Here is a 14,055-nt window from a genome sequence, read left to right on the forward strand (position 1 = left end):
AAGCGAAGGTAAAAGAAAATTTGCGCGGCACGAATGCAACACGGAAAGACTCAGCCCAAATCCACCCGGAAGTCCCCCCTCGCCCGGGCCTCCTCTCGGCGTATTTTGTCCGCGCCCAGCGCGTCCAGCATTCCGCCGATAATTTGGTTGGAGACAAGAAAGCCCTCCGGCGTCAGGCACCACCGTCCGTCTTCCTCCATCGCGTAGCCCGACTTGCGGCACTCCTCCAAAAAGGGAAGAAAGCAGTCAAATCGGCGACGAAACAGGTTTTCAAACACCTTGGGGTCCAGCCCCCGGACAGTGCGCAGACCCATCATCAGCCATTCCGTGTCCCGATCCAACGGGGGTATGCGTTCGTTTTCCGAAAGCAAAGGACCGCCGGTTTTCATCCCGGAAATATACCCCTCCAAATCCCGCTCATAGGCATAGCGCACGTTGCCAAAATCCGAATGTGCGCCGGGGCCAAAGCCTGCATACTCACCCAAAGTCCAATATTTTAGGTTGTGCCGGGATTCAAAGCCTGTCCGCGCAAAGTTGGAAATCTCATACTGGAAAAACCCGTGCCGTCGGAGATAGTCCACCGTCCAGAGATACATCTCCGCCTGTGTCTCATCGCCGGGAAGACCCGCAGTTTCTCGCCGAATAAAAAGCGGGGTCCCCTCCTCCACCTTCAGCCCGTAGCAGGACAGGTGCTGGGGCGCCAAATCCACGGCGGCGGTCAGATTTTTCTTCCATACGTCCATGCTTTGCCCCGGCAACCCGTAAATCAAATCCAAGGAGAGGTTTGAAAACTTGGCCTTCCGGGCGGCCTCCACCGCCGTTTTTACCTGACTGGCGCTGTGGATGCGCCCGATGGCGCGCAGTTCTTCATCGTCGGCGGACTGCATTCCAAGGCTCAGCCGGTTGAACCCTGCGCTGCGCAGGGCCCGCAGCGCTCGAAAGTCCCCGGCGGATTCGGGATTGGCCTCCAGCGTAATCTCCGCGTCCTTTGCCACAAGGTATTTCTTCTGAATGTCTTTTAAAAGGCGGACAAGCCGCTTCGTGCCAAGCAGCGTGGGCGTACCCCCGCCGAAATACACGCTGTCCACCGTATGAAGCCCGGCCCGGGGAGCCAGCTCCAGAAGCTGCGCTTCCAGCGCCTGCGTGTATGCGTCCATGCGGTCCTCTTCGCCAGAGAGGGAGTAAAAATCGCAATAGTCGCATTTTTTGGCGCAGAAAGGAATGTGGATATATAGCCCCAGACTTTTTCGTTCCTCTTTCAAGGCGGCCTCCTTTGGCGGCGCACGGCGCCCGCCAGCAGTGATGGTATAAATATTAAACGATCCCGACAGGCGGGCAATCGCTGCCTTCCCTGCCGGAAATGTACCGGAAAACATGCCCGCAGGCCCTTGCCCGCGGGCACTGTGTTCTATTCTCGGATTATTCCTTGGAAGTGCAGAAGAAAGTGAAAGAGCCGGTAGCCAGCAGCTTGCCGGTGGCTTCACTGGTAACATTTACATTGACAAGGCAGGTTTTTCTTCCCCGGTGAACCACGGCGGCGGAAGCCACTGCCGTCCCCTCTTTAATGTTCGCAAGAAAGCTCATGGAGCTGTTCTGGGTGACGTAGGTCCGTCCGTCGGAATGAGCGGCGGAGCCGGTGGCGCAGTCCGCCATGGTGTACAGCGCGCCGCCGTGCAGTATCCCGTAGGGATTGGTGCTTTCCTCGCGCAGCGTCAGGCGGCACTCGGCCCGGTCCTGCTCCAGCGCGCTCAACTCAATAGAATTATAGGTCATAAAGTGGTTTTGCTGAATACGGTTGTTTTTAATCTCTTCCAGTGTGGACATGGATATCTCCTCATCTTTATCGAAAATAATAGAACTAGTCTACCACAGTTGAGGGAAATTTTCCACACTTTCGTAAAAGTGGTTGACAAACTGCAAAACCCGTATATAATACAACATATGAACAATCGTTCAAGTGTTCATATGAAAGGAGAGTGAACATGGAAGACCGATACAACGTCGAAGCTTGCGAACTACTCTGCGTTCACGAGGACGTGGTGAAAAAGGTCCGCAGTGAAATGCCGGACGAAGACGCGCTTTACGATCTGACGGAGTTGTTCCGCATTTTCGGGGATTCCACCCGCATCCGTATTCTCTATGTGCTCAGCGCGTCGGAAATGTGCGTGTGCGACATTGCGGCGCTGCTGGGAATGACGCAGTCTGCGATTTCCCATCAGCTTCGGGCGCTGAAAAACACGCGGCTGATCAAGTCCCGCCGGGAGGGAAAAACGGTGTTTTACGCGCTGGCGGACAGTCATGTACGCACCATCATCGATCAGGGCATGGAGCACGTTTCTGAATAAACTCGTATTCCGCGCCGCCCGAGGGGACGACGAACAAATAAATAATCTTCAGGAGGATGTTTGTATGAAAAAGCGTTTTGGATTGACCGATTTGGACTGCGCCGCCTGCGCCGCAAAAATGGAGGACGCCATTAAAAAGATTGACGGCGTAAACGGCGCCACCGTCAGCTTTATGGCCCAGAAGTTGACCTTGGATGCGGAGGACGCGCGGTTTGACGCGATTCTGGACGAAGTGGTCCGCGTCTGCCACAAGGTGGAGCCAGACTGCGTCATTAACCGCTGAGTCCGGGAAAGCGGCGGACGCGCTCAGGGGCCGCACGCCGCGAAACAAATTCCGCCGCTGAAAAACACGGCGGGGCGGAGGAGAAGATATTTGTATGAGTAAAAAACAGAATAAAATGCTGTTTCGAATTCTGGCTGCGGCCGTGCTACTGGTCGTGATCCATTTTCTGCCCTTGTCGGGGCTGGCGCTTGCGCTGTGCTATCTGGTGCCCTATGGCATCATCGGGTGGGATGTTTTGTGGCGTGCGGTACGCAATATTGCAAACGGGCAGGTGTTTGACGAGAACTTCCTGATGTCGGTTGCCACCGTGGGCGCGTTTGGCACCGGAGAATATGCCGAAGCGGTGTTCGTGATGCTGTTTTATCAGGTGGGTGAGCTGTTTCAGGACTATGCGGTGGGTAAGTCCCGAAAATCCATCGCTTCTCTCATGGACATCCGGCCCGACACCGCCAATGTGGAACGGGAGGGCGTGATTACGCAGGAGGACCCCCAGGACGTCGCCGTGGGCGAAACCGTGATGATTAAGCCCGGCGAGCGGGTTCCGCTGGACGGCGTGGTGACGGAGGGAAGCTCTGTTCTGGATACTGCCGCCCTCACCGGCGAGGCGGTCCCCCGGGATGTGGGACCGGGAGATGCGATTCTCAGTGGGTGCGTAAACCTGCGGGGCGTGCTCCGGGTAATGGTGACAAAGCCAGCGGAAGAATCCACCGTTTCAAAGATTCTTGAAATGGTGGAAAACGCCGGAGAACGAAAGTCCCAAAGTGAGAGCTTTATCACCCGCTTTGCCCGGTACTATACCCCCAGCGTGGTGCTTGCGGCGGCGCTGCTGTTTCTCATTCCCACGCTGGCGCTGGCGGTGCTGCCTGCGCCTCCCGCATTTCTGGCGGGAACGGTTTGGAGCGATTGGCTTCACCGGGCGTTGGTGTTTCTGGTCATCTCCTGCCCCTGCGCCCTAGTGATTTCCGTGCCGCTGAGTTTTTTCGGCGGAATCGGTGGCGCGTCCCGCAGCGGCATTCTGGTGAAGGGCGGAAACTATCTGGAAGCTCTGGCAGAGACAAAAACCGTTGTGTTTGATAAGACGGGCACCCTGACAAAGGGCGTGTTTTCCGTTTCCGCTGTCCATCCCGAAGAGGGGTATACCAAAGAGCAGATTTTGGAGTGGGCCGCATTGGCGGAGCAATTTTCCGACCACCCCATCGCTGGTTCCCTGCGGGCGGCCTGCGCCGCCCAGATGGATTCCGCCCGTGCGAAGAATGTGGAGGAGATTTCCGGACACGGAGTATGCGCCAGCATTGACGGCCACAGAATCTGCGTAGGCAACGCCCGGATGATGGAGCGGGAAAGCGCAAGCTGGCTTCCCTGCGAGCTGCCCGGGACCATTGTTCATGTGACTGCGGACGGGTTTTATGCCGGGCATATCGTGATTTCCGATCAGGTAAAGCCTGACGCGAAGGCGGCCATTGCCGACCTGAAGGCCAGCGGTGTTGAAAAGACTGTGATGCTCACGGGAGACGCGCAGGCTGTGGCCGCTGCGGTGGCGGCGGAGCTGGGCGTGGACGAATTCCATGCGGAGCTGCTGCCTGCCGACAAGGTGGAGCTGACGGAACGACTGCTTGCAGCCGGAAACGGGAAGCTGGCATTTGTGGGAGACGGCATCAACGACGCGCCGGTTCTTACCCGGGCGGACATCGGCGTAGCTATGGGAGCCATGGGGTCCGATGCGGCCATCGAGGCGGCGGATATCGTCCTGATGGACGACTGCCCCGGAAAGCTGGCCACCGCCATGCGTATTTCCCGCAAAACGTTGCGCATCGTCCGCCAGAACATTGCTTTTGCGCTGGGTGTAAAAGCGCTGGTGCTGGTGCTGGGTGCTTTGGGTCTGGCAGGTATGTGGGCGGCGGTGTTTGCTGATGTGGGCGTCTCCGTTCTTGCGATTCTCAACGCCATGCGGGCCATGCGAGTGGAGCCATCTCCCGCAGCGGAGGCATAAGCCCGTCACTGAGGCTCAAAAAGTCAAAATTAGCAGCATTCGTCTTCTCAAATGTAAAGCGCCGATCCCGGATATCCGGGACCGGCGCTTTTGAGCTTAAGGCGTATCGGCGTTGCTTTCGTCGGAGCGTTCCTCCGAGGAAGGCGAAGGCGGGGCCTGTCTGGAAGGGGCAGATTTGCTGCCCCGAAGCTTGTCGTGCATTTTCAGCATGGTTTCGGCGGCCTGATCGAATTGCCGTACCTCCTGGTAATTCTCCACCAGATCACTATGCATGAAATCGCTGTAATCCTTTGTCGTATTCTTGGGATACACCGCCCGGAGCATAATGGGCGTCACAATGGTGGAAACCACCACCATCAACACCATAGGGGCCAGAAAGACGTCTGGCATGATGCCGCTGGCAATTCCCTTGTTTGTCACAATCAACGCCACCTCGCCACGAGAAATCATTCCCACGCCGATGCGAAGACTTTCCGCGTTGGTATAATGGAACAGCTTTGCTCCCAGACCGCAGCCCACCACTTTGGTAGCAATGGCGATCAGAATGGCTGCCGCCGACAACAAAACCACATTTGCGTCCATGGTGGAAAGCACTACCTTCAGTCCTACGCTTGCAAAGAAAATGGGAGACAGAAACATATAGGACAGAGTCTCGCACTGAGACTGCACATAGACCGCCCGAACGGTTTTGGCAATAATCAGTCCCGCACAGAATGCGCCGATGATATCCGCCACGCCGAAGACCTCTTCGGCGACATAGGCATACAAAAAGCAGAAGGCCACGGAAATCACGGCAAACCGCTTGCGGTTCCAGCGGGCGGAAGCCATCCATTTTTGAATGGCCTTGTGGAGAAAAAGGCCCAGAACCAGCGATACGGCAAAAAACGCCCCGATTTTAATCAGCACAATCCACAGGCTCACATCGCCGGTGGAGGCGCCGGTAATCAGGGTCAGCAGAATCAGGCCCAGAATGTCGTCAATCAGCGCCGCGCCCAGGATTGCGTTTCCAGAGCGGGTGGAAAGTTTGCCCATTTCCTTCAGCGTCTCCACAGTGATGGACACGGAGGTGGCGGTGAATACGGTGCCTACGAACATATGCTCCAGAGGGTCGCCCCCGGGGTTGAACGTCGCCGCCATTGCGTATCCTCCGCCAAGCGGTACCAGCACGCCGGCAAGCGCGATGAAAAACGCCGCCTTTCCGGATTTTTTCAGCTCGTTAATGTCTGTTTGCAGCCCTGCGCTGAACATCAGGAGAATAACCCCCAGCTCCGAAAGCATAGAAAGAAAGTCGCTGGGCTCTACTAAATTCAAAAGGCTGGGTCCCAAAAGCAACCCTGCAATTAAAGACCCCACTACCTCTGGCATATCCACTCGCTTGGACAGCATTCCGAAAAGCTTTGTTACCAAAATAATCAGCGCTACGTCCAACACATACCGATAAGACTCCATCGAATAACAATCCCCTTCCCCCAAGAATTCCAAATAGAAACCGTTTTCGGCGGTTCGCACACATGAACGGCTCCATGTTGTCCAGCCTTTGTCATGTTCTCTAAAAAATGGCCGTGTCATCGAGACTAACATAAACGGATTGAAAAGTCCAGCAGGTGAACAGGTCAAATCTCATAAATCTTGTTGCAAATTGAAAGAAAAACTAGAAGATTTATACATAAATCTAAAAAATAGGCAAATTTATTGATTTCTCAACAATTGTTTTGCAGGATTTGATGCAAAAAATCTTCATCAGAGTTTGATAAAAACTGCTGACAACAGAAAAAGGAAACGCGATTTTCCTGCTGTTGTCCAATAAGCGTCTGTCTCCCTACAATTTTTATACAGAATAAAAAGCACTCCCCACCCGATTGGGCGGAGAGTGCTTTTATTGGAGCGGGCAACGAGGCTCGAACTCGCTACCTCCACCTTGGCAAGGTGGCGCTCTACCAGATGAGCTATGCCCGCGAAGCAAGAATCATTCTAGCAAAGAACACTCTTTCTGTCAACTCTTTTTTACGGAATTTGCGAAATTTCCTTCGATTCCGCAGCACTCCCCTCCAAAGCAAGATTAAATTCAATCAATTCCACAGCCCCCTGGGCCGGATAATAGGAGATGCTCCACTCCGGCGTGTGGGTCAGTTCCCGCGCCACACGAAGCGACTCCACTGTTTGATCGACCGCATTGCGGTCCTCGGCCTGCCAGTAGCCTATGCGGACTGTCAGCTCCGATTTGCCGTCGTCCAGCGCCGCCTCCAAAAGACTTTGCAGCGCGGCCACGCTGGTGGCGTTGACGATGGAGGCAATTTGCTCCGCTGTGCGACGGTAGCCAAGCTGAACGGACAGCTCGTAATACCCACGCTGAGCGGTGGAGGAAGAGGTGATGTATTCAAGGGCATAACTGCCAAGGGCTGTCTCCTGTTGGACCTCGGCGGCGGCTTTTTCCAACGCGTCGGCAACGCTCACCCCGTCGTCATAGCTGTAAAACCGTATGACTGCCTGATCTGTGTGCCGCCCGATGAGAAGCATCAGGTCGTTGACAATGTCCTGATAGTTTTCCGCCCGCAGAGTGCCGGAGTCTTCACTTTCCCAGAATTTGTTGGAGTGGGGCTCCACCGTGCTATATTCCCGGTCCAAAAGAGAGGCGCAGCCGGAGAGCAACAAGCATAGTGCCAGCAACAAGCACAATTTTTGTTTCATCCGTCCGCACCTCCCTTCCGGTTCAGTTTTATGCCGGATACCGGCGTTTCTCATGAGTTTGCATGGGCGTTTCCCGCGGTCTATTAATACCCCAGGTCCTCGTTGATGAGGATGACCTCCGTCTCCATGACGCTGACGGGTCGCCACAGCACCGCAACACCCCGACAGATGCGCTCGGGGCTTTTGCAATCGTAGCATTTATCGCCCTTGACGGCGCAGGGCGTTTTCCGCTCCAGACGCTGGGCGTTTTTCGGCCCGGCGATGTTCCGGGCACGCCACAGCGCCTCTTCGTAAGTAGCCGCAAGCTTGTTGCGGCCTGCCACCAGATAGAGCTTTTCGTGGCCATAGAGCATGGAAGCCACCCGGTTTCCGTTTCCGTCGATGTTGATAAGGGTTCCGTCCTCGTCCAGACCGTTGACAGAGGAAAGGTATACCTGTGCCGTTGCAGCCTCTCCCGTGGAAATGGGGGTTTCCTTCCAGTGCCAGTACACGCTGTTGTGAGTGGCCAGCCGCTCGTACACCCCCATGTCCCGCAGGGTAACGGAGCCGCCGAAGCCCACGGTTTTTCCGTCAATAGCTCCGTCGAGATAGTCCGCCGACTCGGCCGCCGTCTCAAACAGACGCACGGAAAAACCCCGTTCCTCCAGACTTTTCGCTGCTTTCTTCAAATCTGCCATGTTACAAATCCTCCTTTTTGTATTCCCCGAATCCCTCGCCCAGTACGTCGTAGGCGTTGCAGACAATCATAAATGCGCGGGGGTCCGCCTCGTGGACAATGTGCTTCATCTCCACGATCTCCCGTTGCTTAAAGGCAACCAAAAGCACCTGCTTTTCAGCCCCTGTATAGGCGCCCGAAGCAGTGAGCAGTGTCACGCCCCGATCTCGCTCTAAAATGGCGTCGGCAGTTTTGCGCCAGCTATCGGAGATGATATACGCTACCTTGGATTCGTCCAACCCGTAGAGAATCTTATCAATGACCACGGTGGAGACAAACAGGGCCACCAAACCGTACAGCGCGGCGTCCATGCTGCCAAACACCGCCGCCACCAGCGCCAGCACCACAAAGTCGGGAAACAGCACCAAACGGCCCATGGGGAGCCAGGGGAACTTCAAACCCAAAAGCCGGGCGATCATGTCTGTGCCGCCGGTGGTGGCCCCTTGAGTGAAAACCAGACCCATCCCCACGCCCATCATGGCTCCACCCATAAGGCAGGCCAGCATGGTGTCCATGGGCTGGAATTTGTACAGCAGGGCAATCCCGTCGATGGCAAGAGAGCTGACCACCATCGAAAACAGGGAAGAAATCATAAGATGCCGCCCGATGAGTTTCCACCCCAGGAAAAAAAGCGGGATGTTCAATATCGCAGTCACAATACCAACCGAAGCCCAGGGCAGCAAAACGTTGATGACTTGGGCAAGGCCCGTCAGGCCGCCCACGCCGATTTGATTGGGCACAAAAAACCAGTCGAAGGACAGGGCGAAAATGACGCAGCCCAGCGTCATAATTCCATAACTTCTCAGCGCTTTTTTTACTATATAAACCGTCTCCCTTCATCCGAACCTTGCGTATCAGTCCAGCAGACCCAACTGCTTTTCCTCGCAGTCCTCCTCCCGAAGCAGCGACCCGGCGGCGGGCACTGCCCGCACGCGATAGCGGCTGTGATTCACGACGGCGCTTTCTTCCAGCAAAACCGCCCGTTCCAAGTGGTACTTGGGCTTCATGGTCATCACCGCGACGCCTTGAGTGGAGCGCGTGGTTTTTGGAGAAAGCAGCGCGGTGTTGAAAATCAAAACCCGCGGCTCGCTGGAATAAACCGCCAACTCCTCCTCCTTGTCCAGCCGCAGAATGGAGGACAGGGGCGACTTGTCGGAATAGGCGCCCGTCAACTTTCGTCGATTGGATGTCGTCTGATAGGCCGAAAGATTTACCCGGGCTGCCTTTCCGTTTTCAAAAAAGAACAGCAGCGCACCCGTATATTCCCCGGGCAGGCAGGCAAAGACCGGGCTTTCCTCCCCGTCCATCCCCAGTTTCGAAGGAAGATAATCCCCCAAAACGCTGGCCTTGGCGTCTTCAAAGTCGTTGATGCGGCATTTGTAGACCTGACATTTGTCGGTGAAGAACATAATTTCCGACGCGTTGGTGGTTTCAAAAGTCTGGCGCAGCGCGTCTCCGTCCTTGAATTTCTGCTCGCTGTTCATCCGCAGAGAGGCAGGAATAATCTTTTTGAAGTACCCCTCCCGGGAGAGGAACACGCTCACCGGGTAATCCTCCACCTGCTCTTCCTCGCGGAAGTTTTCCACCTCGTGGCCGTAAATAAGCGTGGTGCGGCGGGGCTGGCCGTACTTCTTCGCCACCTCGTCCAGCTCGTCAATAATGATTTTCTTGATGCGCGGGGGGCTTTCCAGCAGGTCCTCCAAATCCGTAATCTCGTCCTGCAAGGCGTCGGTTTCCTGCACCCGCTTTAAAATATACTCCTTGTTGATGTTCCGCAGACGAATTTCCGCCACATATTCTGCCTGAATTTGGTCGATGCCGAAGCCAATCATCAGGTTGGGGATGACCTCAGACTCCTCGGTCGTTTCCCGGATAATTTTAATGGCTTTGTCAATGTCCAGCAGAATCCGGCGCAGACCTTTGAGCAGGTGCAGCTTTTCCCTTTTCTTGCCCAGAACAAAGAACACTCTCCGGCGGACGGACTCCCGCCGCCAGGCGCACCACTCCTCCAGCAGCGCCCGCACGCCCAAAACCTTTGGCATTCCGGCGATGAGTACGTTGAAGTTGCAGCTGCAGGTATCCTGCAGGGAAGTCATTTTGAAGAGCCGGGCCATCAGCCGGTCCGGGTCTGTGCCGCGCTTCAAGTCAATGGTAAGCTTCAGGCCGGTGCGGTCCGTCTCGTCCCGCATGTCGGAAATTTCCTTGATCTTCCCGGCCTTGATCAGCTCCGCCACCTTGTCCAAAATTGCCTCGATGCTGGTGGAGTATGGAATTTCGTAAATCTCAATCAGATTTTCGGCCTTGACGTAGCGCCATTTTGCCCGGACCTTCACGCCGCCCCGGCCGGTGCGGTAAATCTCCTCCAGCACCGCCGGCTCGCAGATCAGCTCTCCGCCGGTGGGAAAATCCGGGGCAAGAAGGGTATCCGTCAGGGCGCAGTCCGGATTTTTGAGATAAGCGGCAGTGGTGTCGCACACCTCTTTTAAATTGAACCCGCAGAACTGGGACGCCATACCCACGGCGATGCCGCTGTTGGCGGACACCAGAATGTTGGGAAAGGTGGTGGGCAGCAGTGCGGGCTCTTTCATGGTGTTGTCGTAGTTGTCAATAAAGTCCACCGCGTCGCTGTCGATGTCCCGGAAAAGTTCGGAGCAAATGGCCGACAGTTTGGCCTCGGTGTATCGGCTGGCGGCATAGGCCATGTCCCGGGAATAGACCTTGCCGAAGTTGCCCTTGGAGTCCACAAAAGGAGTCAGCAGCGCGCCGTAGCCTGCGCTGAGACGCACCATTGTCTCGTAGATGGGTCCGTCTCCGTGGGGGTTGAGGCGCATGGTCTGGCCCACGATGTTGGCGGACTTGGTTCGCCCGCCGTTCAAAAGCCCCATTTTGTACATGGTGTATAAGAGCTTTCGGTGAGAGGGCTTGAACCCATCGATCTCCGGGATAGCCCGGGAGACAATGACGCTCATGGCGTAGGGCATATAGTTGACTTCCAGCGTGTCCACGATGGGCTGGTCTTCCACCGCGGCATGCAGGCCAAGGACGTTGGGGTTTGCTTCCCGGGAGACTGCGTCCTCCGGAATTTTCTTTTTTGGCATTCGTATCAATCCTCATTTGCGGCGGACGCCGCCTGCTTTCTTGTGGTGTGGTGTGGCGTGGGCGCAAAAATTGGCAAGTCCGTCAGGATATATCCGCCACTTCCAGATATTTAAAGCCGTTTTCCGCGATGTGCTCCTTCCGGCCCTGAAGGTTGTCCCCCAGCAGGAGATCAAACACCCGGGCTGTCTCGTCAAAGTCGGAGGGCTGAACCCGGATAAGCCGCCGGGTTTCGGGGTTCATAGTGGTCAGCCACATCATCTCGGGGTCGTTTTCGCCCAGACCCTTGGACCGGTCCACCTTCATTTTCTTTCCGGACAAATCCCGGACAATATCGTTCTTCTCCTTGTCGGAGTAGGCAAACCAGGTCTTTTCCCCACTGTGAATTTCAAAGAGAGGAGTTTCCGCGATATAGACGTACCCCTTGCGAATCAGCGTGGGGGTAAGGCGGTAGAGCATGGTGAGAATCAAGGTGCGGATCTGAAAGCCGTCCACGTCGCCATCGGTGCAGATGACCACCTTGTTCCACCGGAGATTCCCAAGATCAAACTCCGCCAAATCCTTTACGTGCTTGTCCTTGACCTCGATTCCGCAGCCCAGCACCTTCATCAGGTCGGTGATAATTTCACTTTTAAATATTCGGGCATAGTCTGCCTTCAGGCAGTTTAAAATCTTGCCCCGTACGGGCATGATGCCCTGATACTCCGCATCCCGGCCCATTTTCACGCTGCCCAGAGCGGAGTCACCCTCCACAATGTAAATTTCCCGGCGGGACACATCCCTAGAGCGGCAGTCCACGAATTTATCCACCCGGTTGGCGATGTCGATGCTGCCCGAGAGCTTTTTCTTGATGTTCAGCCGGGCCTTTTCCGCGCTCTCCCGGCTGCGTTTGTTGATGAGCACCTGCTCGGCAATTTTCTCTGCGTCAAAGGGGTTTTCGATAAAGTAAATCTCCAGATTGCTCCGCAGAAATTCCGTCATGGCCTCCTGTACAAACTTGTTGGTGATGGCCTTTTTCGTCTGATTTTCATAGCTGGTGGCGGTGGAAAAGTTGTTGGACACCAGCACCAGACAGTCTTCAATGTCCGCCCAGGTGATTTTGCTCTCGTTTTTCTGGTACTTGCTGTTTTGTTTGAGATACTGGTCCAGCGCTGAGACAAAGGCGGACTTGGCCGCCTTTTCCGGGCTGCCGCCATGCTCCAGCCAGCTGGAGTTGTGATAGTGCTCGGTGACGTTCACCCGGTTTGAAAAGCAGCAGGCCGCGCTGAGCTTTACCTTGTATTCAGGCTTGTCCGCCCGGTCCCGGCCCCGGCGCTCCGTCTCCCAGAATACGGGGGCGGTGAGGCTTCCCTCCCCCGCCAGCTCCGTCACATAGTCCACAATACCGTTTTGATAGACGAAGTCCTCCGTCACAAACTTTCCCGTCTCCATTTCGCGGCGGAAGCGGAACGAAACGCCCGCGTTTACCACGGCTTGTCGTTTCAACACGTCGGTAAAGTATTCCGCGGGAATGGCGGTGTCCGTAAACACGTCCAAATCCGGCAGCCACCGAATGGTGGTGCCGGTTTTCTTACCTCGGTCAGAAGGCGCCTCGTGGAGGCCGCCCACGTTTTCGCCCTGCTCGAAGTGCAGGGTGTATTTTTTCCCGTCCCGCCGGACGGTCACGTCCATATATTTGGAGGCATATTGGGTGGCGCAGGAGCCAAGACCGTTCAGCCCCAAAGAGTATTCATAGTTGTCGCCGGTGTTGTTGTCATATTTTCCGCCGGCGTACAGTTCGCAAAATACCAACTCCCAGTTCCAGCGGTTCTCCTTCTCGTTCCAGTCCACCGGGCAGCCACGGCCCTGATCCTCCACCTCGATGGAGCCGTCCTTATATGACGTGACGGTGATGAGGCTGCCGTGGCCCTCCCGGGCCTCGTCGATGGCGTTGGATAAAATCTCAAATACTGCGTGTTCGCAGCCCTCCAGCCCGTCGGACCCAAAAATCACGCCGGGGCGCTTGCGCACCCGATCCGCGCCCTTCAAAGAGGAGATGCTTTCGTTGCCATAGTCCTTTTTTGACGCCATTGCCTGTTTCCTTTCCGTTTTGTCCTCTGATTCGGGATTATCGTACCATACGCTGTTAAAAAATTCAAGACTGGGGTAAATGCGGAAAATGTTCGTCCTAAATTGCGCATTTGGGCGGAAATGTTCCGGAGCCAACTTTTTCATAATTTGTCTGTCACCTTGGGAATTGACCTGCGTTTCTGGGTTTTGCACATTTTCCACCGGGTTTTCCACACTGTTATGTAAACGTCAAAAGCCGCCGGAAAATACCCATCAAATTCCCACCGTCCAAACAGGAAAAAAGAGCCGCCGCTCTCCGCTGCGGCGGCTTGCTTTTTTTCGTATTCCGTTGGAGTGCAGGGGGTTTCCGGGTTTACTTCAAAAGCATCAGCACCACGCCGTAAATGGCGGAGGCCAGCGTGCCAAATACAATCACCGGCCCTGCCACCAGAAACATTTTTGCTGCCATGCCGGTGACAAAGCCCTCGCTACGAAAGTCGATGGCAGGGGAAACCACGGCGTTTGCAAAGCCGGTGATGGGGACCAGTGTGCCTGCTCCGGCGTATTTCGCCAGTTTGCTATAAAGGTTCAGCCCTGTAAACAGGGCGGAGAGAAACACCAGCGTGCAGGAGGTGGCGGTGCCCGCGTCCTCCTTGTCAAGGCCGGCTGCGGACCAGCCGTCTAAAATAAGCTGGCCAACCACACAAATCAGTCCGCCGATGATAAAGGCCAGAATGGTGTTTTTCACGATGGGGGATTTTTTTGATTCCTGCTTGACAAGCTGCGCATATTCCTTTGGAGTGATATCCATAAGCCGCCTCCGATGTTGTTTTCGGTAGGATTTCCCCAAAAGAAAAAATTATGCGCTCGTTTCTAAGCAAGAAAGAAC

12 protein-coding genes and 1 tRNA gene are annotated in these 14,055 nt (G+C 55.4%); 3 read left to right on the forward strand and 10 right to left on the reverse strand.

The features are described from left to right. Nucleotides 1-50 precede the first annotated feature (50 nt). Together hemW and RT018_RS03350 are read right to left on the reverse strand one after the other, a co-directional pair. Nucleotides 51-1,262, reverse strand: a complete 1,212-nt coding sequence (gene hemW, locus RT018_RS03345; RefSeq protein ID WP_312939257.1) for a radical SAM family heme chaperone HemW — start codon at nucleotides 1,260-1,262, stop codon at nucleotides 51-53. Nucleotides 1,263-1,419: 157 nt separating this feature from the next. Continuing rightward, on the reverse strand, nucleotides 1,420-1,824 hold the full coding sequence (locus RT018_RS03350) for a PaaI family thioesterase (RefSeq protein WP_312939259.1): 405 nt from the start codon (nucleotides 1,822-1,824) through the stop codon (nucleotides 1,420-1,422). Nucleotides 1,825-1,982: 158 nt separating this feature from the next. Between RT018_RS03350 and RT018_RS03355 the strand changes: the two genes are divergently transcribed. The 3 genes from RT018_RS03355 to RT018_RS03365 all read left to right on the forward strand — a co-directional run bounded on the left by RT018_RS03355 (nucleotide 1,983) and on the right by RT018_RS03365 (nucleotide 4,618). Continuing rightward, complete coding sequence (locus RT018_RS03355; RefSeq protein ID WP_312939262.1) at nucleotides 1,983-2,345, forward strand: metalloregulator ArsR/SmtB family transcription factor; 363 nt, start codon at nucleotides 1,983-1,985, stop codon at nucleotides 2,343-2,345. A 64-nt stretch (nucleotides 2,346-2,409) separates the two neighbouring features. Then, nucleotides 2,410-2,628 (forward strand): cation transporter, encoded by a 219-nt coding sequence (locus tag RT018_RS03360; protein ID WP_312939264.1) that lies wholly within the window; start codon nucleotides 2,410-2,412, stop codon nucleotides 2,626-2,628. 94 nt (nucleotides 2,629-2,722) lie between these two features. Beyond that, nucleotides 2,723-4,618 (forward strand): heavy metal translocating P-type ATPase, encoded by a 1,896-nt coding sequence (locus RT018_RS03365; protein ID WP_312939267.1) that lies wholly within the window; start codon nucleotides 2,723-2,725, stop codon nucleotides 4,616-4,618. Nucleotides 4,619-4,714: 96 nt separating this feature from the next. Here the strand turns inward: RT018_RS03365 and RT018_RS03370 are convergent, their stop codons facing one another. From RT018_RS03370 to spoVAC, 8 genes are all read right to left on the reverse strand, one after another. Continuing rightward, complete coding sequence (locus RT018_RS03370; protein ID WP_312939268.1) at nucleotides 4,715-6,067, reverse strand: cation:proton antiporter; 1,353 nt, start codon at nucleotides 6,065-6,067, stop codon at nucleotides 4,715-4,717. Between the two features lie 431 nt (nucleotides 6,068-6,498). Continuing rightward, nucleotides 6,499-6,574 (reverse strand) — tRNA-Gly (locus tag RT018_RS03375). 48 nt (nucleotides 6,575-6,622) lie between these two features. Beyond that, nucleotides 6,623-7,306 (reverse strand): hypothetical protein, encoded by a 684-nt coding sequence (locus RT018_RS03380; protein WP_312939270.1) that lies wholly within the window; start codon nucleotides 7,304-7,306, stop codon nucleotides 6,623-6,625. A gap of 83 nt (nucleotides 7,307-7,389) precedes the next feature. Next, on the reverse strand, nucleotides 7,390-7,983 hold the full coding sequence (locus RT018_RS03385) for a lactate utilization protein (RefSeq protein WP_312939271.1): 594 nt from the start codon (nucleotides 7,981-7,983) through the stop codon (nucleotides 7,390-7,392). Between the two features lies 1 nt (nucleotide 7,984). After that, nucleotides 7,985-8,809 (reverse strand): YitT family protein, encoded by an 825-nt coding sequence (locus tag RT018_RS03390; protein ID WP_312939272.1) that lies wholly within the window; start codon nucleotides 8,807-8,809, stop codon nucleotides 7,985-7,987. A 66-nt stretch (nucleotides 8,810-8,875) separates the two neighbouring features. Further along, nucleotides 8,876-11,119 (reverse strand): DNA gyrase subunit A, encoded by a 2,244-nt coding sequence (locus tag RT018_RS03395; RefSeq protein ID WP_312939275.1) that lies wholly within the window; start codon nucleotides 11,117-11,119, stop codon nucleotides 8,876-8,878. A gap of 82 nt (nucleotides 11,120-11,201) precedes the next feature. Then, nucleotides 11,202-13,187, reverse strand: a complete 1,986-nt coding sequence (locus RT018_RS03400) for a toprim domain-containing protein (protein WP_312939277.1) — start codon at nucleotides 13,185-13,187, stop codon at nucleotides 11,202-11,204. 352 nt (nucleotides 13,188-13,539) lie between these two features. Further along, nucleotides 13,540-13,977 (reverse strand): stage V sporulation protein AC, encoded by a 438-nt coding sequence (gene spoVAC, locus RT018_RS03405; RefSeq protein WP_312939279.1) that lies wholly within the window; start codon nucleotides 13,975-13,977, stop codon nucleotides 13,540-13,542. Between the last annotated feature and the right edge of the window lie 78 nt (nucleotides 13,978-14,055).

It is taken from the genome of Oscillibacter sp. (assembly GCF_032060045.1).
Taxonomy (GTDB): domain Bacteria; phylum Bacillota; class Clostridia; order Oscillospirales; family Oscillospiraceae; genus Oscillibacter.

Coding starts and splice junctions, on each gene's coding strand:
- RT018_RS03370 (WP_312939268.1), bottom strand. CDS start 6,067: ATGGAGTCTTATCGGTATGTGTTGGACGTAGCGCTGATTATTTTGGTA.
- RT018_RS03355 (WP_312939262.1), top strand. CDS start 1,983: ATGGAAGACCGATACAACGTCGAAGCTTGCGAACTACTCTGCGTTCAC.
- RT018_RS03380 (WP_312939270.1), bottom strand. CDS start 7,306: ATGAAACAAAAATTGTGCTTGTTGCTGGCACTATGCTTGTTGCTCTCC.
- RT018_RS03390 (WP_312939272.1), bottom strand. CDS start 8,809: ATGACGCTGGGCTGCGTCATTTTCGCCCTGTCCTTCGACTGGTTTTTT.
- RT018_RS03350 (WP_312939259.1), bottom strand. CDS start 1,824: ATGTCCACACTGGAAGAGATTAAAAACAACCGTATTCAGCAAAACCAC.
- RT018_RS03360 (WP_312939264.1), top strand. CDS start 2,410: ATGAAAAAGCGTTTTGGATTGACCGATTTGGACTGCGCCGCCTGCGCC.
- RT018_RS03365 (WP_312939267.1), top strand. CDS start 2,723: ATGAGTAAAAAACAGAATAAAATGCTGTTTCGAATTCTGGCTGCGGCC.
- RT018_RS03385 (WP_312939271.1), bottom strand. CDS start 7,983: ATGGCAGATTTGAAGAAAGCAGCGAAAAGTCTGGAGGAACGGGGTTTT.
- spoVAC (WP_312939279.1), bottom strand. CDS start 13,977: ATGGATATCACTCCAAAGGAATATGCGCAGCTTGTCAAGCAGGAATCA.
- RT018_RS03395 (WP_312939275.1), bottom strand. CDS start 11,119: ATGCCAAAAAAGAAAATTCCGGAGGACGCAGTCTCCCGGGAAGCAAAC.
- RT018_RS03400 (WP_312939277.1), bottom strand. CDS start 13,187: ATGGCGTCAAAAAAGGACTATGGCAACGAAAGCATCTCCTCTTTGAAG.